This window comes from Methylocystis heyeri, assembly GCF_004802635.2.
In the GTDB taxonomy this organism is placed as follows: domain Bacteria; phylum Pseudomonadota; class Alphaproteobacteria; order Rhizobiales; family Beijerinckiaceae; genus Methylocystis; species Methylocystis heyeri.
The window spans coordinates 659520-679299 of the sequence record NZ_CP046052.1 but is presented as its reverse complement, the minus strand read 5'-3'; the positions used below and the strand labels follow the sequence as shown (position 1 = coordinate 679299).

At 61.0% G+C, this 19780-nt stretch carries 16 protein-coding genes; 9 read left to right on the top strand and 7 right to left on the bottom strand.

What is annotated here, in order from left to right:
* The first annotated feature begins 2 nt into the window (after positions 1–2).
* From H2LOC_RS02940 to accC, 4 genes are all read left to right on the top strand, one after another.
* Positions 3–782, top strand: a complete 780-nt coding sequence (locus tag H2LOC_RS02940) for a DsbA family protein (RefSeq protein ID WP_136495024.1) — start codon at positions 3–5, stop codon at positions 780–782.
* A 175-nt stretch (positions 783–957) separates the two neighbouring features.
* Complete coding sequence (gene aroQ, locus H2LOC_RS02935) at positions 958–1401, top strand: type II 3-dehydroquinate dehydratase (RefSeq protein WP_136495023.1); 444 nt, start codon at positions 958–960, stop codon at positions 1399–1401.
* Positions 1402–1407: 6 nt separating this feature from the next.
* Entirely contained in the window at positions 1408–1995 is a 588-nt protein-coding gene (accB, locus tag H2LOC_RS02930) for an acetyl-CoA carboxylase biotin carboxyl carrier protein (RefSeq protein ID WP_136495022.1), read from the top strand.
* A gap of 12 nt (positions 1996–2007) precedes the next feature.
* Positions 2008–3366 (top strand): acetyl-CoA carboxylase biotin carboxylase subunit, encoded by a 1359-nt coding sequence (accC, locus tag H2LOC_RS02925; protein ID WP_136495021.1) that lies wholly within the window; start codon positions 2008–2010, stop codon positions 3364–3366.
* A gap of 154 nt (positions 3367–3520) precedes the next feature.
* On the opposite strand, the gene H2LOC_RS02920 is transcribed toward accC, so the two are convergent.
* The 3 genes from H2LOC_RS02920 to H2LOC_RS02910 all read right to left on the bottom strand — a co-directional run bounded on the left by H2LOC_RS02920 (position 3521) and on the right by H2LOC_RS02910 (position 7940).
* On the bottom strand, positions 3521–4069 hold the full coding sequence (locus H2LOC_RS02920; RefSeq protein WP_136495020.1) for a glycine zipper family protein: 549 nt from the start codon (positions 4067–4069) through the stop codon (positions 3521–3523).
* A gap of 259 nt (positions 4070–4328) precedes the next feature.
* Positions 4329–5759: an O-fucosyltransferase family protein gene (locus H2LOC_RS02915; RefSeq protein ID WP_154331556.1), complete on the bottom strand. Its 1431-nt coding sequence runs from the start codon at positions 5757–5759 to the stop codon at positions 4329–4331.
* Positions 5760–5954: 195 nt separating this feature from the next.
* Positions 5955–7940 carry a glycosyltransferase gene (locus H2LOC_RS02910; protein ID WP_246207128.1) on the bottom strand — a complete coding sequence of 662 codons (1986 nt, stop codon included), beginning with the start codon at positions 7938–7940 and terminating at the stop codon, positions 5955–5957.
* Positions 7941–9585: 1645 nt separating this feature from the next.
* Here H2LOC_RS02910 and aat point away from each other — a divergent pair.
* Positions 9586–10284, top strand: a complete 699-nt coding sequence (gene aat / locus H2LOC_RS02905; protein ID WP_136495015.1) for a leucyl/phenylalanyl-tRNA--protein transferase — start codon at positions 9586–9588, stop codon at positions 10282–10284.
* 25 nt (positions 10285–10309) lie between these two features.
* Here aat and H2LOC_RS02900 read toward each other — a convergent pair whose 3' ends face one another.
* Complete coding sequence (locus tag H2LOC_RS02900; RefSeq protein ID WP_136495014.1) at positions 10310–11467, bottom strand: acyltransferase family protein; 1158 nt, start codon at positions 11465–11467, stop codon at positions 10310–10312.
* A gap of 321 nt (positions 11468–11788) precedes the next feature.
* On the opposite strand from H2LOC_RS02900, the gene H2LOC_RS02895 reads away from it, so the two are divergent.
* Positions 11789–13168, top strand: coding sequence for a class II 3-deoxy-7-phosphoheptulonate synthase (locus tag H2LOC_RS02895; RefSeq protein WP_154331554.1), 1380 nt, complete (start codon positions 11789–11791; stop codon positions 13166–13168).
* An 80-nt stretch (positions 13169–13248) separates the two neighbouring features.
* On the opposite strand, the gene H2LOC_RS02890 is transcribed toward H2LOC_RS02895, so the two are convergent.
* The gene (locus tag H2LOC_RS02890; protein WP_136495012.1) at positions 13249–14391 is read right to left on the bottom strand and encodes a ceramide glucosyltransferase; all 1143 of its coding nucleotides are present in this window, start codon (positions 14389–14391) and stop codon (positions 13249–13251) included.
* 314 nt (positions 14392–14705) lie between these two features.
* On the opposite strand from H2LOC_RS02890, the gene H2LOC_RS02885 reads away from it, so the two are divergent.
* Positions 14706–16067 carry a glutamate--tRNA ligase gene (locus H2LOC_RS02885; protein ID WP_136495011.1) on the top strand — a complete coding sequence of 454 codons (1362 nt, stop codon included), beginning with the start codon at positions 14706–14708 and terminating at the stop codon, positions 16065–16067.
* Positions 16068–16339: 272 nt separating this feature from the next.
* On the opposite strand, the gene H2LOC_RS02880 is transcribed toward H2LOC_RS02885, so the two are convergent.
* Both H2LOC_RS02880 and bufA2 read right to left on the bottom strand, forming a co-directional pair.
* Entirely contained in the window at positions 16340–17830 is a 1491-nt protein-coding gene (locus tag H2LOC_RS02880) for an undecaprenyl-phosphate glucose phosphotransferase (protein WP_136495010.1), read from the bottom strand.
* A gap of 159 nt (positions 17831–17989) precedes the next feature.
* On the bottom strand, positions 17990–18250 hold the full coding sequence (gene bufA2 / locus H2LOC_RS02875; RefSeq protein ID WP_136495009.1) for a BufA2 family periplasmic bufferin-type metallophore: 261 nt from the start codon (positions 18248–18250) through the stop codon (positions 17990–17992).
* A 187-nt stretch (positions 18251–18437) separates the two neighbouring features.
* Between bufA2 and H2LOC_RS02870 the strand changes: the two genes are divergently transcribed.
* Complete coding sequence (locus H2LOC_RS02870; RefSeq protein WP_281350546.1) at positions 18438–18995, top strand: sigma-70 family RNA polymerase sigma factor; 558 nt, start codon at positions 18438–18440, stop codon at positions 18993–18995.
* Positions 18992–19630 carry an NrsF family protein gene (locus tag H2LOC_RS02865; protein WP_136495007.1) on the top strand — a complete coding sequence of 213 codons (639 nt, stop codon included), beginning with the start codon at positions 18992–18994 and terminating at the stop codon, positions 19628–19630. The genes H2LOC_RS02870 and H2LOC_RS02865 overlap by 4 nt, the downstream gene beginning before the upstream one ends.
* Positions 19631–19780: the final 150 nt, after the last annotated feature.

Below are 19780 nucleotides of genomic sequence, written 5' to 3'. Positions count from 1 at the left end.
AGATGAAACTGACACGACACCGCCTGACAGCGTGCGCTCTCGCCTTCCTTGGGGCCAGCGCCTTCCTGATCTCCCCGCAGGCGCGGGCCGAGGAATTCTCCGGCGCCCAGAAAATGGACATCGAAAGAATCGTTCACGACTACCTCGTGACCAAGCCCGAGGTCATCAAGGAAGCGATCGAGGCGCTGAACAAGAAGGAAAAGCTCGCCGAAGCCGCCGCGCGCGAAAAGATCCTGACCAAGGACGCAGACAAGCTGTTCAACTCGTCCAATCAGGCCGTGGTCGGAAATCCCAACGGCGACGTGACCGTGGTCGAATTCTTCGATTACAACTGCGGCTATTGCAAGCAGTCCTTGGCCAATGTCGCCAAGCTGATCGAAACCGATCCGAAAGTGAGGGTCGTGCTGAAGGATTTCGCCATCCTCGGACCGGATTCGGTGGAAGCCGCCGAGGTCGCCACCGCGGTCCGAACGCAATTCAAGGGAGCCAAATTCTGGGACTTCCATCGCAAGCTGCTTGAAACGCGCGGGCATATCGGCAAGCAGCAGGCGGTCGCCGTGGCCAAGGAGCTCGGGGCGGACGTCGACCAGCTCGAGAAAGACATCAAGCGCCCCGAGACCCGGGCCACCCTCGAGGAAGTCGACCTGCTGGCCGAAGGGCTCCATTTCAGCGGCACGCCCTCCTGGGTGATCGGCAAGGAAGCGATCATCGGCGGCGTTTCCTTCGGGGAGCTCAAGAGCAAGATCGACAATGTCCGCAAGTGCGGCAAGGCGACCTGCTGATTCCAACGCCTTAAATATTCACGCTCGAACCGGTTGGTTCGAGCGCAAGACTGGCAAGGCGATCCGGACGGAGAAAGCGCCCTCGTGCAGAGCGGCTTCAGAGGGCGCTTTCTTTGCGTGGATGATAGGATTATGAAGACCGCATCGGCGCGAGGCGCCATTTCCTGGTGCTGAAATGACAGCCGTCCACGTCTTGAACGGTCCAAATCTGAATCTGCTTGGGAGCCGGGAGCCCGAAGTCTACGGGCGCGCCACGCTCGACGACATTCGCGCCGCGCTCGCCGTGCGTTGCGCGACGCTCGGCGTGGATCTCGTTTTCAAGCAATCGAACTTCGAGGGAGATCTCGTCACCTGGATTCAGGAGGCGGGAGCCTCGGGCGCACCTGTGATCTTGAACGCTGGCGCGCTCACCCACACGTCCATCGCCCTGTACGACGCCATCAAAGGGTCGCAGGCCGAAGTTGTCGAGGTTCATCTCTCCAATGTGCATGCGCGGGAGAGCTTTCGCCATCACTCCTTCATATCTCCTGCCGCACGAGGCGTTATCGCGGGCTTCGGCCCCTCTTCCTATCTGCTGGCCCTCGAGGCTCTTTTCGGCAACACTATAAGAAAGACCTGAGCATCCATGGCGCGCAAAACCCAGTCCAGCCGTTCCGCCGCGAGAACTGCAAAACCAGCCCCGAGGCGAGTAACCGCGCCCAGAGCCAGGGAGGCGGCGACGGCCGCTGCGCCGGCTTCGCAGCCGGATCAGGACCTGCTGCGACTCGTCGCCGGCCTGCTGGCGGAGAGCGACCTCACCGAAATCGAGATCGAAAAAGGCGACCTGCGCATTCGCGCCGCCCGCACGACCGCGGCGCCGCTGGTCGTGGCCCCTCAACAGATCCATGCGGTTCCCGCCCCGGCGCTGCCGGCTGTCGCCGCGCCCAGGCCGCAAGCGGCGACTCCCGCCCTGCCCGAACCGGCGGCAAAGGCGGATTACGCCGACGCCGTGAAGTCGCCCATGGTGGGAACGGCCTATCTTCGCCCCAATCCGGACGCCAAGGCCTTCGTCGAGATCGGCTCCAGGGTTTCCGCCGGCGACAAGCTCCTGCTCATCGAGGCCATGAAAACCTTCAACGACATCGTCGCCCCCAAAGCGGGAGTGGTCACGGCGATACTGGTCGAAGACGGACAGCCGGTGGAATATGGCGAGCCACTGCTCGTGATCGAATAAGCGGCGCGACAAATGATTGACAAGATCCTCATCGCCAACCGCGGCGAAATCGCGCTCCGAATCCTCCGCGCGGCGAAAGAACTCGGCATCGCCACCGTGGCGGTGCATTCGACCTCGGACGCTCACGCCATGCATGTGAAGCTGGCGGACGAATCCGTTTGTATCGGCCCCGCCCCGGCGCGCGACTCCTATCTCAACATTCCGGCGCTTTTGTCGGCCTGCGAAATCACGGGTGCGGACGCGGTCCATCCCGGATACGGCTTTCTCTCGGAGAACGCCCGCTTCGCCGGCATTCTCGAAGAGCACGGCATCACCTTCATCGGTCCGAAGGCCGAGCATATCCGCCTGATGGGCGACAAGATCGAAGCCAAGGCCACCGCCAAACGGCTTGGAATCCCTTGCGTGCCCGGCTCCGACGGCGCCATCTCCAACGATCGGGAAGCGCTGAGCGCAGCCGAAAAAATCGGCTATCCGGTTCTGGTGAAGGCGGCCTCCGGCGGCGGCGGACGCGGCATGAAAGTCGCCCACGACAAGCAGGAACTGCTTCACGCGATAAGCGCCGCGCAGGTCGAGGCCAAAGCCGCGTTCGGCGACGACACGGTCTATCTCGAAAAATATCTCCAGAAGCCGCGGCACATCGAAATCCAGGTGTTCGGAGACGGCAAGGGCGAAGCGATCCATCTCGGCGAGCGCGATTGCTCCCTGCAGCGCCGCCACCAGAAGGTGTGGGAGGAAAGCCCCTCCCCAGCGCTGAACGACGCGCAACGTCAGGAAATCGGCGAGATTTGCGCCAGGGCGATGCGCGAGATGCAATATTCCGGCGCGGGCACCATCGAATTCCTGTATGAGAACGGCGCGTTTTATTTCATCGAAATGAACACGCGCATTCAGGTCGAGCACCCCGTCACCGAAGCGATCACCGGCGTCGACCTCGTCGCCGAACAGATTCGCGTCGCGGCGGGTTCGCCGCTGTCCCTGAAGCAGGAAGACATCCGCTTTTACGGACACGCCATCGAGTGCCGCGTGAATGCGGAACATCATTCCACATTCCGGCCGTCCCCCGGCCGCATCGCCTATTATCATCCGCCCGGCGGCGTCGGGGTTCGGGTCGATTCGGCTGCCTACCAGGGCTACGTCATCCCGCCGAATTACGATTCGCTGATCGGCAAGCTCATCGTTCACGGTCGCAACCGCACCGAGGCGCTGATGCGCCTGCGTCGCTCGCTCGACGAATTCATCGTAGACGGCGTCGACACCACCTTGCCGTTGTTCCGCACCCTGGTGCGCAACGCCGATGTCCAGAACGGCGTGTACGACATCCACTGGCTGGAGCATTTTTTGGCGACGGGCGGCATCGAGCCGAGCTTTTAGGGCCTGCTCCCAAGAGAAACGAAAGATACGGAGCGGTTTTTGGAGCCGAAACAGAAATCGCCCAGGAAATAGTTGGGGCGCATTCCGCAACAGCCGGGTGGTTTTGCAGAATGAGCCCCGATTTTATCAGCGCTCCGCGCGCATCCTGCGCGCGTCAATACCAGGGGGCGGGAGCGGGGCCGTAATAATAGGGCGCGGGCTCGCCATAGACGACGGGAGCGGCCACGACCGGAGCGGCCACAACCGGCGCCGGCGGGCCGCCGACATGATTGCCCCTGGCCGCCATGCATTGCGCATAGACCATATCGTAGCGGCCCTGAATCGAGCCGCCGGCGGCGCTCGCATTGCCGGCGCCGATTGCGCTGCCGGCGAGGAGGCCCGAACCGGCGCCGATCGCCGCGCCGGTTCCGGCGTTGTGAGCCGCCGCCCCTATGGCGGCGCCTGCGGCGGCGCCGAGGGCGGTGCCGATTACGGCGCTGCCGATCGCGGCGTCATTGGCGGCCTGCCCGGGAGACTGACCGCCGATCGCTGCCTGGGCCGAGCCCTGACAATATTCATCGTCTCTCTGGAAAGCGGCGTAGGATTTCTTCTTGCCCGGCATCACCGGAACCTGGGGCATGGCCGGCCCTGTGCTGGCGCATGCGCCCAGCGACAGGCAAAGCGCTCCGGCCGAAATAATTTTCACCACCGATGTCAGCGTCATTCGAGAAACCCCTTTTTGGACTTTCGCCCAAGCAGGCCCGGTGAAACGGGCCTCGGCGAGCGTTCGGCCGGCGGGAAGACGGCAAGGATGAGTGCAGCCGGACGAATCGTCTCCCGGCGCCGGGACGCTCGCCCGGATAGGCCACTGAATCAAGTCGTTTGTTTGTACGCGCCAAGACCAGACTCAAACGCGCCCGGAGCCGACCATAAGGCGAGGCCTGACGAGCGCCCGCGATCGGGCGCGCGAGACGCGAGGCCGTTCAGGACGACGCCGCGGAGGCCTCTAAAAATTCGGCCCGCTCCAAAAATTGCGCGCGCTGTTCGTCGTCCGATGACAGCCCTGCGGCCGTTCGGTAAACGAGCGCCTTTACATGCAGAGCGCGACCGTCAGGGATTTTATCCGCAATTTCGATAAGTTCATGGACCGCGGACGGCAGATCCAACTGGATGGGAATGTGTTTGCATTCACCGACCTCAGCCGCACATTTGGAGAAGTAACTTATGTAAGGCGAAATAAGTATTTTCGCTCTAGACAGAAGCATAATGTCAATTGCAGACCTTTGATCGTCAGTCAGATCATTAGTCTCATAACTAGAGTACACGGAATCCACCCCGAACTTCCGCGATAATACCTCAACTACCTCGCTATCGTCGCTACAGACCAAGATATTCTCATTGACTCTCACCTTATCGATCGCGTCCATTACGGATCTCATGGCAGTGAATCTTTGGAATATCAGCACCATCCCGCCATCTACCAAATATTCTACGTCAGCCTCGACGAGCATTTTGATAATATCGCCACGGCGGATATGTATTGCAATTGCATTTCCGATGTTCCTCGTCGAACATGTTCTATCTATAAAACCCTCTATTCGCGCACTCCAAGCAATATTTCTCCATATACGCTTGACCTCGGAGGCGATATCCGTTTCCCGGCTCATGAACTTGAGCAGCGCAAAAGGCTGCTCGTAAAATACGACATCATAGCCCTCGACGAGCTCCAGGAAACTTTCTCTATTCATATCTGCGAAAAGATCGCCGTCGAGACGCAAGATCCTGAGAGAGGGATCCAATAGGCCGCTCGTTAAGAATTCTCCCCGGTCCTCGCCCCCCTCGCTGAAAATTTGCATGTCCAAAAAAATGTCGCCGATTTTATCCGGCTGGAACAAAGAGCTATAAAAAGGACTCCCGATTTCCTGCCATATGTATTTTAATTCAAAACCAATCATATCAGCTAGTATCTTAGCATAAATGATGGTTAGAAAACGCGTACCAAGCCCATCGCCGCGGTACCCATACACGCAGCGGCGCTGCCCACGCTCATTATATTGAGGCTTTATTTTTAGATTGTTTTTATATCTTCTCCCTTCGCTGCGGCCAAACTCAATATAATGGACATCAAACTCCCATCCATAAGCAAAACATTTCGAAATATCTTTATTGATAGCCTTGTATGATTCTCTGTCGAAATCATCAGGAAGACTTCCATACCTCGCCTCCCTGTCCGCCATCAGTTCTTTTACGTTCTTGAAACGGCCCTCATCAATTCCCATGCTTTTGTAATGATTGAGCAACTCGGCTCCTTTCAAAGCGGCCAAGTCTTTGTAATATTGATAATAGAATTCAGCATCGAATCCCTCTGCTCGAGGATCGGTAAAAACCTTCGCCCGTTCAAGAAGGCTTTTCATAATCTCAGCGCCTTTCACGATAAGACTCAACTTCGTCTTTGCCTGACGTTACCCCGATGGTCTTCGGATCTGTTTTGAGCATGCATTGAGACCGCGCTTTCGACAAGCGGGAGCCTAGTCAGCAATCCGGCCATGGGGTTGAGACGGCCCCGGCAGCCGGAAGCCGCCCATCAATCCAGAGAAGCCATTCCTTGTTCAGGGCATCCCGCGAAAAAAACGCGCCAATCCCCATCGCTCCGGCCTATCGCGTTTCACGTCTTCGTCGAGCTTATCGCGCATTGCTTCAGAATTCTTCGGCGGCTGCCCGGCCGGCTGCTCGGAAACGACGTTCATATCAGCGCGTATGATCTGCACTAATTCGCTCACGGGCGCCTCCCAATCATAGATCACGGGCCGACGCTGAGATTTCCCTTCGGCAAACGAAAGGTAGGCCTCGGTGAGCTTCTCGATTGCGACGCGCATGCTATCTGTGGTGTTGATCGGAAATTCACGGTGCGCCGGAATATCGGAGGCAATGACGGGAAGACCCATCGCCAGCGCCTGCGCGATCCCTAAATTGTAGCCCTCCCATTTTGAGAAATTCGCGTACAGGTCGCTCGCCGCGTAAAGCTCGAGCAAGAGTTCCTCGGAAACATTTGGGAAAACCGTCAGCCCGAGACTCTTCATCTCGGCGACATCATCAGGATGGGCTTTGCCCGCGAGCACGAAGACGGCTTTTCCACGCGCCCGCGAATCTGAAACCGACAGTTCCTCCATGAGCTCCACATATTTATCAATGCCCTTGTAATTGCGCTCTCCAGCATGGAAGCGGCAGACATTGAAAACGACATACTTGTCTTCCCAACCGAATTTTTCGCGCATGGCCTTGCGGGGAGCGATCAGCGCATCCGACCAATTCGCCATGTGCGAGTTTCCGAGCGGCATCACGGAAACGTTTTTGTCCAGCGACTCATCTTTAATCGCCTGTGAAATCGCGAAAATCCGATCCGCCGCCGTCGCGCAGAACCGCTTTTCCCTGTTGACGTATTCGCGGTGTTCCCGATCGGGAAACAGTTCGGGATTGGGCTCTCCCGCATCTGAAAAATATACGATCGGACAAGCGCCGAGGTACCGAGTTATCGAATAAAACGGCGGCGAGTGAACGATGATGCAATCGACGTTTTCGCGCACGGCGATGATGGCCGCCGTCAGCGGCGCAGCCACGAAAATTCTTCTGCAACCATCGAAGGCGAACTCCTTCTCGCTCGACGGGCCGGCCACGATAACGTCGAATCCTTCCTTAACGAGCCCCCTCGCCTGCATCTGTATGATCAGCGGAACGCCATGCCCGACGGCGAGCGTCGAACACAGGAACATGATGCGCGGGCGGAAGTTCTTCGAGGCGGAGCGCCATGGCCTTTTGCGTCTCGGCGGCAACGCCAATTCATCGATCCGTTCTACCGACAAATTCGGACTGTAATAAGGATCGTTTTTGAAATAGCTCGGGAATTGACGCCTTGTGTAAAGCGATTCCCGATACTGTAAATCCAGCTTCTTCTTGGTGTCGTCGAGACCGCGGGACTTTGACTCGAAATGATACAGGAGAGGTTTCGCGATGTAGATATTGCGAAATCCTTGTTCGAGGCAAGACAGGCAAAACTTCGTGTCGTTGAATGCGACGCGCAAGGTTTCGTCGAGCCCGCCGACGAGCTCGAAGACGTCGCGACGAACGCCGAGACAGGCGCCGGTGATCGCCGCGAGCTCACGAGTGACGTCGCTGGCCTCCACAGCCTCCGCCTTCTTGCCAACCAACCGATGCGCGGCCAGGCCGGCGACGCCGATATTGCATCCGGCGTGCTGGATCGTGTCGTCAGGATAGAGCAATTTGGCGCCGACAGCGCCGACGTCGGCCTGAAGGCACTGGGCGACTATGAGGTCGATCCACCGGGGCTCAATAACGGTCATGTCGTTATTGAGCAGAATCAATATGTCCCCGCCGGACTCCCGGGCGCCGCGGTTGTAGATGCGCGAAAAATTGAAGTCTCCCGGGTCGTTGACCAGCTTATAGCCGGCGCGCCCGCGAAGCCCCGTGAAATACGCCCGCGCTTCCTCGGATACTGAGCCGTTGTCGACGATGACGATTTCGAACCGATCTCTCGGATAGCTTGTGTTTTGTTCAATGCTGTCGACGCAACTACGCATTAATTCGATCCGATCGCGAGTGGCGATCACGATGCTGACGCGAGGCTGAGGAGTCGCGGCGGCCAAAGGGGGCGCCGAGCTGCGACGGCGGACGAGATCCGGCGACTGGTCGAAAAGACTAAAACTGACGAAAGGGATATGCGCGACGGAACGATGCGGTGCAGCAAGCAAGGCGTCCGAAAGCCGATCGCATCCGCCAAGACGAAGATCCTCGATCACGCCCTTCGCCAAATTGGACTTCTCGGGCGTCATACGCATCAGAAGGCAGGGGCCGACATAGAAGCCGTTTCGCAGCAATTCAGGAGAAAAAACCGGCTTGAATCTCGGAGCGCTGCGCTTTCCTTCGTCGTTCCAACGGTCATGGTCGCTGTACACGATGTCGGCCGACGCCGTGAGGACGCGTTCGATGAACATATATGCGGCATGCGGCTCCAATCGGACGCAACCATGTATGTAAAGCACATGCTTGCCGTTCAGAGAGCGCCAGAAGCCTTCATCGAGATCAGCTACGACGGAAATGCCCGCTTCATTCGCCGCGCGCGCGACGACCGCCGCCCGATCGGCGGCCGACACATCATCGGCGAATATGATTCGTGCGTTCCACCTCCCTAAGACCTGGTTCTGGAAGGACTCGAAAATTTCGCTGGCCCTGCGGCAGGCGAGCGCATCGAAAACATGAACGATCTCTATGCCGGGAAAGCCTCTTTCCGCGGCGGAGGCGCACATGAGATCGCGATCTTCGGCGTCGATCCGATCGAAAATGTGGGCCCACGCCCCGTAGTCTGATTTCGCAAAAGGTTTGAATCCGTTATCCCGACCCTTGTATAAATAGTGCCAAAGCGCGCTCTCATTGACGGCTATGTCCTCGGAATAAGCCAAGGAGTAAAGCAGACTGCTAAACTTAGGCCCAGGATCTCTTCCTTCTTTGGCCCCGAAACTGGCGACGTGGGTCAAAACGTCGATCGATGGATCTCTAAGGTCGGGGTTATGGTCGCGGTACCATTGGACGTCGAACAATCCCGAAGCATGGATCTTTTCACGAAAATCGCATTGCTGCAGAAAATCGCGCGAAAACTCCGGAGCTTGTCGGCCAAGGTCACGCCCTATCCTCAAATAATGCTCGAGCATACCCATGTTCGAGGACGCCACGTCCGCCCAAGCCTCCGCATAGGCGGCGCTATTGAATGCAGGCCCGGGCGACCTCCCTTCGCGATCCCCGAAGGCGCAAAAATGATGGAGCGGATTCATACCGGAATCGCGCACGTCATGATTGTCCAGGATATACCAATTCGCGTCGAACAACCCCGATTGCACGATGAGAGTCTCTAGCGAAAGCCGAAACACCCCCCGCCCCGTCCGTTGGGAAAAACCGGCTGCATCGGACAGACCGTTAATCAGGCGGTAGATCATAAGTCGATATCCTTGGAGGAAGAATAACAGCGGAGGGGGTAGACTGACCTCGACCTGCGAACCGCGCTACTGAATCGAAAAGCGCCCTTAATAGCGAAAAGATATTCCGGCGCGAGCGAGGTAGCTGCTCATACCAAGGGATATCCTGCTTTTCAACAACGGGGAGCGATTTCGGCAACACAAGAACCCTCGCCGCGCCCCTCGCCAAATGGCGCAAATGCGATAGAATCCCTCCATGTCCCGCGCCGCCCCCAGCTTCGAGATCACCCCGCAAATATTGCTGCGCGCCTATTCGCTCGGTCTTTTTCCGATGGCGGACAGCGCCGATGACGAAGACCTGTTCTGGGTCGAGCCCGAAGAGCGTGCAATTTTTCCGCTCGACGAGTTCAGGGTCTCCCGCTCCCTCGCCAAGACCGTGCGATCCGATCGCTTCGAGGTGCGGGTCGATTTCGATTTCGACGCGACAATCGAGGCTTGCGCGGCCCCCGCGCCCGACCGGGAAAGCACTTGGATCAACGGGCAGATCCGCCGCCTCTATCGCGCCCTGTTCGACCTCGGGGTGGCCCACACGGTGGAATGTTGGCGCGGGGGCCGCCTCGTCGGCGGCTTGTACGGCGTGGCGCTGGGCGCGGCCTTTTTCGGGGAAAGCATGTTCCACCGCGAAGCCGACGCCTCCAAAGTCGCGCTGACCCATCTCGTGGCGCGCCTGCGCGCCGGTTCCTTCCGGCTTCTGGACACGCAATTTCTGACTACTCATCTCGCTTCGCTCGGGGCCAAGGAGGTTTCTCGCCAGGATTATCGCCTGCTGCTGCAGGACGCGATGTCTCCTCCGGCGCCCGATTTCTGGGTCTGGCCCAGATCCGGGATCGTCTCGGGCGGAGCCGCGCTTGCGGCCCTTGCGCCTGCCGCGCTCTTGCGAACGCATTCAGACTGAACAGGGTCGCACCCGCTCCAAAATCTCAAGCCGCACGGGCGAGAGCCAGGCGCGGCAGGATCTCGCTGAGCCTGCGCCGCGCCGCGCCCGTATGGGCCTCGGTGAGACGCGAAAACCCATAGGCTGTCACGACCACGCTGGAGACAACGACCCCGAGCAGGCCCCAATGCGCCGGACTGGCCAATTGTTTGGCCCACTCCGGTCCCATGACGGAGTCGGCGACCGCACGCCACAGTATCAGCAAGGGCATATGGATGCTGTAGAGCGAAAAGGAAAAATCCGCGAGCGTTCTGTGAAAGTGCGGTCGCAGCAGATTCCAGCCCAAATCCGGAGAATGGCGTACGGTCAGCATCAGATTTGCGAGCGCGATCGATCCGGCGAGATCCGCAATGTCCTGCAGCCAGGGATGCGAGGCGAGCAACGGGCCTCTGACCAGCAGCCTGATCGGAACCAGCGCGGCGAAATAAAGTCCGAGCGCGAACCAGCGCGATGCTATCAACGGACGCTTCGGCAGGGACGCGAGCGCGCCGACGACCCAAATGACGAAGCCGAAGCGAAACCATGGCGAAGCGAAAGCGAAGTACAGGAAGATCGTGAGACCTATCGCGAAGCCGCCATAGCGCAGGGCGGTGGGATAATTGCGCGCCAGCGGAAGAAGCAGCAAAGGAAAACAAATATAATACCAGAATTCGCAGGCGAGCGACCACAAGGGGCTGTTGGTGCCGTAGAATATGCTGACGATTTCCTGAAGATTGAAAATATTGGCGACAAATATGTCGGCGCCGAAATGGCCGCGGAACAGCGGCAGGTCGTAGAAAACTGGAACGGGCAGGTTGCGCCCGATAGTGTCGGCGACGAAGGTGAGAACCAGCGCGGGAACGATAACGATATAAATCCGTGCGAAGCGGTGGATGAAATACTCGCGCAGAAAATCCTTGCCTTTCGCGAGGTTGGCGAGAACGGCCCCGCCCACGAGATAGCCCGACATGACGAAAAACCCGAGCACGAGCTGATGGCCGAGCTCGAAGCTCATGAAAAACCACCACACATAGACCTGCGGGGCATGGGGGGCCGACATGATGTCGGCGAGGCTGACGAATGTGTTTGTCGCATGAACGCAAAGAACCACCAGGGCGCCGATCCAGCGATAGGCTTCAAGCATCTGCGATAAAATAAAGGGCATTTGGTCCTCTGGCGGCGTGATCACGGGCGTTTATAGCCGCTTCGACGCAGCCGGGCCAAATAAGGCGCCCGGGGGCGATGGGCTCCTGTCAAGCCTGAGGCGCCGAACTGCTGTAAAAATCTCGCCAGAACGCGACCATTCCTATATAAGCGCCCAAGCGCGCAATCCGCTCGCTTGAAATCCGCGCGCGGGGTGAAGTCGCGCCGCGCCAACAACGCCATGCGAATTCCCGATTGAAAGTCTTACGGCTTTTTTGGCGATTCGTTCTGGCGCGCCGCCCGCGCAACGCCCGGCGCGGCTCGATCAGTGGAGTTTGGAACATTGGAACGTTGGAGCCCCAGCAGCTGGAGAAGCAAGCCGATCGAGCAGACGCCGGTCTATCGCGACCAGGAGGCCCTCGCCGACGTCGAGCGGCAGCTGGCCGGTTTTCCTCCGCTCGTTTTTGCAGGCGAGGCGCGCAACCTCACCCGCGCCCTGGCGGATGTCGCAGCCGGCAAGGCTTTCCTGCTTCAGGGCGGCGATTGCGCCGAATCTTTCTCCGAGCACAGCGCCGACAACATCCGTGATTTCTTCCGCGTGTTCCTGCAGATGGCGGTCGTGCTGAGCTTCGCCGCCGCTTCTCCCGTGGTCAAGGTCGGCCGCATCGCCGGGCAATTCGCGAAGCCGCGTTCCTCGCCCACCGAGAAACAGGGCGATAAGGAGCTTCCGAGCTATCGCGGCGACATCATCAACGACATCGAGTTCACCGAAACCGCCCGCGTTCCCAATCCGGAGCGGCAGCTTCTGGCCTATCGCCAGTCGGCGGCGACCCTGAATCTCATCCGGGCCTTCGCGGCGGGCGGCTTCGCCAACCTCGAGAACGCCCATCGCTGGATGCTGGGCTTCGTCATGAACAGCCCGCAATCGGAACGCTATCAGAAGCTGGCCGACCATATTACGGAAACGCTCGGCTTCATGCGCGCGATCGGCCTCGATCCCGAGCACCATCCGGAGCTGCGTCAAACAGATTTCTACACCTCTCACGAGGCCCTGCTGCTGGGATATGAGCAGGCCCTGACGCGGGTCGACTCCACCACCGGCGACTACTACGCCACTTCGGGCCACATGCTATGGGCCGGAGACCGCACCCGTCAGCCGGACGGCGCGCATATCGAATATTTGCGAGGCGTGAAGAACCCGCTCGGTCTGAAATGCGGCCCCAGCCTGTCGCCGGACGGACTGCTGAGACTGATCGATCTCCTCAATCCGGAGAACGCTCCGGGCCGCCTAACCCTGATCTGCCGCTTCGGGGCCGACAAGGTCGAGGACAAATTGCCGAGCCTGATCCGCGCCGTAGCGCGCGAAGGCAGAAGCGTGATCTGGTCCTGCGATCCGATGCACGGCAACACCATCAGCGCCAGCGGCTACAAGACCCGTCCCTTCGACCGCATAATGTCGGAAATCCGTAACTTCTTCTCCGTCCATCAGGCGGAGGGAACCTATGCGGGCGGCATTCATCTCGAAATGACCGGCAAGGATGTCACCGAATGCACCGGCGGCGCCCGGGCCATCTCGGAAAATGATCTGAGAGACCGCTACCACACCTATTGCGATCCGCGCCTCAACGCCGAACAGGCGATCGAAGTGGCCTTCCTGGTCGCGGAACTGCTCAAGTCCGAGCGTCTCGCGCGCGGGGCCAAGCGGCAGGCGGCCGCGGAATAAAGGCAGGCTCCAATCGGCACACCAAAAAATAGCGCGAGGCGAAGGCCCCGCGCTTTTTTTGCGCCGAAATTTCCGGCCGACTATCCGGCCGTGGTTTCGGTTCCCTCCCGCACGGTCATGGCGTTGCCATGCCAAACAAAATCGTCGAACAGGCAAGCGTCGACGAACATGGCGGGCAGCAGCGCGTCGCGCATCAGCAGGGCAAAGGGGAAGCGCCAATCGAACGCCCATCCGCAAACCCGCGCCAGCGCGAATTCCGCAGCGTAGAGCGACGTCAGGATCGCGCCGGCGGTCAGGGCCGCATCGGCCTCGAACAGAAGCGCGGAATAGGCCCCTAGGACGACCGGCAGGAAGCTGCCGTTCTGGAACTCGGGAAGGAAATAGCCCGGGAAAGTCACCCGGCGCAGGCGCGCCCAGCGCACATGCCGCGAATAAACCTCCCGCGCGGTGCGCCGCCCGAGCGGCTGCTCGAAGGGCATGTCGACGAGGCGAATCTTCATGCCCTGGGCGCGGATGATCTTGGTCGACGCTGCATCCTCGGCGATGTCCGAACCGAGGGCGCGTATGCCGCCGGCGCGGTCGAGCACCTCCCGCCGCCACATCATGTTCTTGCCCTGAGCGAAACCGATGCCGATCGCCTCGGCCCCGTACTGCCACCGCGCCTGGAACGTGTTCAGAATCGCGCATTCGACATGGGCCCAGTAGCCGTCCGGCTGCGAGCCTATCGGCATCGAAACGACCATGGCGGTGTCGTCGTCCCGGAACCCGGCCAGCATGGTCTGGATATAGTCGCGCGGCGTCAGGGCGTTGGAATCGGCCAGCACGACGAAGTCGTATCTGGCGGCGTCCCAGCCCTTCACGCAATTGTTCAGCTTGGGATTGACGCTCACATAATCGTCGCCGATCAGCAGTCGGCTCGGAATGGAGGGATATTCGGCCATCATCCCCTCGACCATGGGAATGATCGGGTCGTGGGAATTCTGGACGCAGAAAAGCAGCTCGTAATGGGGGTAATCGAACTCGAAGGAGGCGCGCAGGGTCTCCTCGCTGAAGGTCTCCACGCCGCGCAAGGGACGTATCACCGAAACCGGAGGAGCGTTTTCAGCAGCCGGCATGTTGCGCGAACGGGCGCGGCATTTGCGAGCCGTGACGAAAACGGCGGAAAAATTCAGCACCAGAAGCGCCAAACACCAAATGGCGCATATATAAGCAACAATCGTCATCTGGACGGTCCCGTCAGGCTCAGTGTCTCAGGGCTTGCCGCGGCTGGGTTTCAAAAGGCGACGCGGATGGCTCCCATTCGGCCATGGCGTGCTGAAGGCGCAGCAATCCCGGGGGGTTGGCGATCTCATCCCGCGGGAGAACCGCATGGCGGCTCCCGCCGGCGGCGGTTTCGGGGCGTTCCTTTGGGCGGAGTCCGGGACGGGGGAGTCCTAATATTCCGCCTGACATTTGCGCGCCGTCTTGGCAAAAGGGTGGGGAAGCGAAGCGCGGCTCCCGCCGCGAATGCTCCCAAAGCCCCTGTTGAAGCTTGCTCATGACAACTCCAGTAGTAAGATTCGCCCCCTCGCCCACCGGCCGCATCCACATTGGAAACGCGCGCGTGGCGCTGTTCAACTATCTCTTTGCCGCGACGCACAATGGAAGATTCGTGCTGCGTTTCGATGACACCGATTTCGCAAGATCGACAGCGGCTTTCGCGGAAGGCATCGAGATCGATCTCGCCTGGCTCGGGATCGCGCCGCAGGTCACTTTGCGGCAGTCGGAGAGGACCTCCTCTTACGAAGCGACGGCGGAGCGCCTGCGCGCTATGGGGCGGCTCTACCCCTGCTGGGAGACGCAGGAGGAGCTGGAGAAAAGGCGCAAGATCAGCCAGGCGCGCGGGCTGCCCCCGGTTTACGATCGCGCGGCCCTGAACGCTTCGGGGGAGGACCGCGCCCGCTGGGAGGCGGAGGGCCGGCGTCCGCACTGGCGTTTCCTGCTGGAGCGCAAGACGGTCGAATGGGCCGATCTCATCCGCGGCCCGTCCCATATAGATTGCGCTTCGCTGTCGGACCCCGTGCTGATCCGCGAGGACGGCAGCTTTCTCTACACCCTGCCCTCGATCGTCGACGACATAGAACTCGGGATCAGCCACATCATCCGCGGCGAGGATCACGTCACCAATACGGCGGTGCAGATCCAGCTCTTCGAGGCGCTGGCCCCCGAAGAGCCGGTTCCCGTCTTCGCTCACCACAATCTTCTGGTTTCGGGGGAGGGAGAAGGCCTCTCCAAGCGCACCGGCTCATTGTCGATCGCCTCGCTGCGCGAGGAAGGGTACGAGCCGCTCGCCGTCGCCGCCCTGGCGACGCTGACAGGCTCCTCCGAGGCCGTGCGCGCGGTCCGCACGCTGGAGGAGCTGGCGAGCCATTTCGATCTCGCCCATGTCTCGCGCAACCCGGCCCGTTTCGATCCCGGCGATCTCGCGCCCCTCACCCATCGGACGCTCGCCCTGCTTCATTACGAGGACGTCCGCGAGCGTCTGTCCGCCCATGACATCGTGGGCTTCAAGGCCGAGCCCTTCTGGCTTGCGGTGCGCTCCAACCTGTCGCGTTTCGACGACGTTCTGGAATGGTGGCGGGTGGTCGAGGGAGAGATCGAGCCGGTTCGCGAGGACGAGGAGATGCTCGCAAGGGCGTTCGAGCTGCTGCCGGCCGAGCCGTGGGACGGCACAATCTGGGGCCAGTGGACTGCCGCTATCAAGGCGCTCACCGGGCGCAAGGGCCGCGCCCTGTTTCATCCCTTGCGGCTGGCGCTCACCGGAAAAGAGACCGGCCCGGAACTCGCCGCCCTGCTGCCGCTGATCGGCCACGCCAAGGTTGCGGCGCGTCTGGCGCCTTGCCGGGGACAGGCGGCTTAGGGGGCGTCTGGCAGGCAATCGCGGACGCCGATATCATTCACGCGGCCTGATTGAGCACGTTCGGTTCAAACGCAGTCGAACGCGCTCCAGATCTCATTGACGGAGTTTTTGTTTTAACGCGTTTCCCACGCCGAACCGGCATCCACTTCGGCTGGAAACGCTCTTGAAATTGGCTGGAAGAAGGTTGGACGTGTAAATTTTAAGCAGTGGCGCAAAAACTGCGGCGCGCGGTTCGTCGCCACCCAGCGCGGGAGCGGCGCCGCCCCTCTCCCTCAGTAAGCGTTCTTGGCGGAGAGCAGGGCGACAGGCGTCGCGAACAAAATGCGCAGGTCGAACAGCATCGACCAGTTCTCGATATAAAAGAGATCGTGCGCGATGCGCTGTTCCAGCTTTTCCTCGGTGTCGGTTTCCCCGCGCCAGCCGTTGATCTGCGCCCAGCCGGTTATGCCCGGCTTGACGCGGTGGCGCGCGAAATAGCCGTCGACGACCTCGTCATAGAGACGGTTTCCGGCGGTCGATTGCAAGGCGTGCGGGCGCGGGCCGACCAGGGACAGATTGCCCTTGAACGCGACATTGAAAAGCTGAGGCAGTTCATCCAGCGAGGCTCTGCGGATGAAATAGCCGACGCGGGTGACGCGCGAGTCGTTGCGCGTGACGAGCCTGGCCCCGCCGGCGTCGAGCCTGTCGACATACATCGAGCGGAACTTGTAGACCTCGATCTTCTCGTTGTTGAAGCCGTAACGGACCTGCTTGAACAGCACGGGTCCGCGCGAGTCGAGCTTCACGGCGAGGGCGATCAGGCCCATGACCGGCGAGAGCAGCACGAGCGCAATCGTGGCGAGGAGACGGTCTTCTATCGACTTCAAAGCCACGTTCCAGTCCGACATCGGCCGGTCGAATATCGGGAGGAACGGAACGTCGCCGATATAATTGTAAACGCGCGAGCGCAGCCTCAGCTTACTGTCGAGGGCAGCGATGCGGACATCGATCGGCAACACCCATAATTTCCTTAGGATGTAGAGAATCCGATCCTCCGCCGTGATCGGGAGCGCGATGATCAGGAGGTCTACGCGCTGTTCCCGGCAAAAGCTCACGAGATCGTCGAAGCGTCCCAGCTTGCGATAGGAACCGACCGTTTCGGGAGAGCGCTCCCTGTCGCGATCGTCGAACAGGCCGAGAATCTGGATCGTCTCGCTTGCGGTCTTGTCCAGGCGCTCGATGAGTTCATTGGCGGGCTCGCCCCCGCCGACGATCACCGCGCGGCGCGCCAGACGGCCTTCAGCCGCCCAATCGGCCAGGGCTCTGGCGAGAAAGAAACGCACGGCCACGCAGATCGCCCAGGCGGCGAGAAGCCAGTCGAACAGCCAGGTTTTTTCCCCCGCCGAATAGACCTCGGTCAGCGCGCCGAGCACGATCAGGCCCGCGAGCGACAGCGTCAGGGCGAGAGCGAGATCGACGGCCTGTCGGACCACGGAGCCGAGGGCGCGTATCGTATAGGTCCAGCGCGCGCCGAGAATCGTGAGGGCGCCGGCGGCGGCGGCCAGCGAATTGACGAGCGCGAATTGAAAGGTCCCGTCGCAGGAACAGGCGGCGTGAGCGGCGATTCCGGCGCCCGCGACAGCCGCGAAGTCGAACAGCAGAACCCCGGAGATGACCGCCGGCTGGGAGATGAGGCGATCGGGCGGCAGAATCGGCGCCCGCCTGGGCGAGGCCGACTCGCGACGATCGGACGCTGAAAGAGACGCACGCACCGAACTGCTCATGGCTCTTCGACTTTAACCCGCAAATGGCGAACGGCGCCCCTCGCGCCGGAACGGGGCAACGATCGCCCACACCGGGTAAAGATTTGATTACTCTCGAAGAACCCCAGTTTTTCCAATAGAAGAGCCGGGCGGACTTTCGCGCGCCCGCCCGGCTGTCGATCAACCTTCGGCGCCGCCAGACTTTTCGCAGGCGGCCTTCGATTTCGCCCGCGTCCACCCCTGCCCCTTGCAGGAGTTCTGTCCTTTGCAGCTGTTGTTGGCGCTCTTGCAGGCGCTCATTCCCTTGCAGGCGTTGCCGCCCGTGCAATGGACGGTCTTGGCCGCCTTCTTGGCGGCGGCGGGAGTCGCCGCCATGCCGCTCAAAGCCAAGGCGATGGCCGCGCTGGCCGCCGCGGCGCCCGAAACTATTCTCACTTTCATTGTCTTTCTCCCGAGAAATTTCTTCCACAATCGAAGAGCGCCCCGATCCGGCCTTGGCCGACGAGGCGCAACAACCTCTTCGCGCAGCCGCGCCCGGCCGTTACATGGGCGGCGCGCAGAATTCTGGACCGTCGGCGGCAGGCTGATGTAACAAAGGCGCGGCTTCGAACGAGGAATGGAGCGGCGCTTGCACTCAGATGGAGAAGCCGAAGAATGGGCGCGCCTGATGCGCGAGGCGATTGGAGGCGACGACGACGCCTATCGCCGGTTTCTGGAATCTCTGGCTCCGGTCCTGCGATCGGCCGCCCGCCGCAAATGCGCCCGCATTGGCCTCGACGGCGGAGAGGCCGAGGATGTGGTGCAGGAGACCTTGCTCGCGATCCATCTCAAACGGCACACATGGGACCCCGAGCGGCCGATCGCGCCATGGATCATGGCGATAGCCCGGAACAAGCTGATCGATGCGCGCCGCCGCCGGGGCAACGGCGTCAACCTGCCGATCGACGACATGGCGGAAATTCTGCCCGCCCCGAGCGACGGCAATTCCATGGACCGGAGCGATCTCGATCGAATGCTTGAACAGCTTGGGCCCCGTCAGCGCGACCTGGTGCGCTCCCTGTCGATGGAGGGGCGTTCGATAAAGGAAACCGCCGATCGGCTGGCCATGAGCGAAGGGGCGGTGAGAGTGGCGTTGCACAGAGCGATCAAGGCGCTCGCGTCCCTTTATCGGGGAGACGGCCAATGAAAACGGAAGATCTGATCAACGCCCTCGTCGCCGACAACGCCGCGCGGCAGGCTCGTTTCTCCCTGATCTTTGCAATCTCGCTGCTCGCGGGAGCCTCACTGGCGGCGCTGCTTTTCTTTTCCGCCATCCATTTGAGGCCGGATCTCGCCGCAGCGGCCGCCACGCCGCGGCTTTGGCTGAAGGTGGCGGTCACGCTGGCGCTGGTCGTAACCAGCGCTAAGGTCCTGCCGCGATTGGGCGTTCCCGGCCAATCCGTCGGCGTCTGGGGATGGGCGCTTCTCGCGGGACCCGCCTTGCTCGGGCTGGGCGTGATTGCGGAACTCTCGCTTTCGCCGATGTCGAGCTGGTGGCCGAAACTGATCGGGCACTACGCCAGATATTGCCTCGTGCTGATCCCCTTGCTTTCGGCCGGGCCGCTGTTCTGCCTCTTTCTGGCGCTGCGCCGGGGAGCGCCCTCGAATACGAGAATCGCGGGCGCCGCGGCGGGACTTCTGGCGAGCAGCATCGGCGCGGCGCTTTATGCGTTTCACTGCACCGACGACAGCCCTCTTTTCGGCGCGACCTGGTATTCGCTCGCGATCGCCATGGTGGTCGCGGCGGGCTATGCGCTCGGCCCCCGCTTCCTACGCTGGTGAGGGGGAAGCGGCGCAGTTGATCTTGCAGAACCCCTCGCCCTGAGGAGGCATCGAAAGAGGCCGTCTCGAAGGGCGAGGATCATTTGTCCTCCCCGTCCTTCGAGACGCCCGCTATGCGGGCTCCTCTGGACGAGGGGGGAGGGTCGCCGC

Bases quoted from the DNA above. Each gene is read 5' to 3' on its own strand.
- H2LOC_RS02940 (WP_136495024.1), top strand. From the start codon at position 3: ATGAAACTGACACGACACCGCCTGACAGCGTGCGCTCTCGCCTTCCTT.
- aroQ (WP_136495023.1), top strand. From the start codon at position 958: ATGACAGCCGTCCACGTCTTGAACGGTCCAAATCTGAATCTGCTTGGG.
- accB (WP_136495022.1), top strand. From the start codon at position 1,408: ATGGCGCGCAAAACCCAGTCCAGCCGTTCCGCCGCGAGAACTGCAAAA.
- accC (WP_136495021.1), top strand. From the start codon at position 2,008: ATGATTGACAAGATCCTCATCGCCAACCGCGGCGAAATCGCGCTCCGA.
- H2LOC_RS02920 (WP_136495020.1), bottom strand. From the start codon at position 4,069: ATGACGCTGACATCGGTGGTGAAAATTATTTCGGCCGGAGCGCTTTGC.
- H2LOC_RS02915 (WP_154331556.1), bottom strand. From the start codon at position 5,759: ATGAAAAGCCTTCTTGAACGGGCGAAGGTTTTTACCGATCCTCGAGCA.
- H2LOC_RS02910 (WP_246207128.1), bottom strand. From the start codon at position 7,940: ATGCGTAGTTGCGTCGACAGCATTGAACAAAACACAAGCTATCCGAGA.
- aat (WP_136495015.1), top strand. From the start codon at position 9,586: ATGTCCCGCGCCGCCCCCAGCTTCGAGATCACCCCGCAAATATTGCTG.
- H2LOC_RS02900 (WP_136495014.1), bottom strand. From the start codon at position 11,467: ATGCCCTTTATTTTATCGCAGATGCTTGAAGCCTATCGCTGGATCGGC.
- H2LOC_RS02890 (WP_136495012.1), bottom strand. From the start codon at position 14,391: ATGACGATTGTTGCTTATATATGCGCCATTTGGTGTTTGGCGCTTCTG.
- H2LOC_RS02885 (WP_136495011.1), top strand. From the start codon at position 14,706: ATGACAACTCCAGTAGTAAGATTCGCCCCCTCGCCCACCGGCCGCATC.
- H2LOC_RS02880 (WP_136495010.1), bottom strand. From the start codon at position 17,830: ATGAGCAGTTCGGTGCGTGCGTCTCTTTCAGCGTCCGATCGTCGCGAG.
- bufA2 (WP_136495009.1), bottom strand. From the start codon at position 18,250: ATGAAAGTGAGAATAGTTTCGGGCGCCGCGGCGGCCAGCGCGGCCATC.
- H2LOC_RS02865 (WP_136495007.1), top strand. From the start codon at position 18,992: ATGAAAACGGAAGATCTGATCAACGCCCTCGTCGCCGACAACGCCGCG.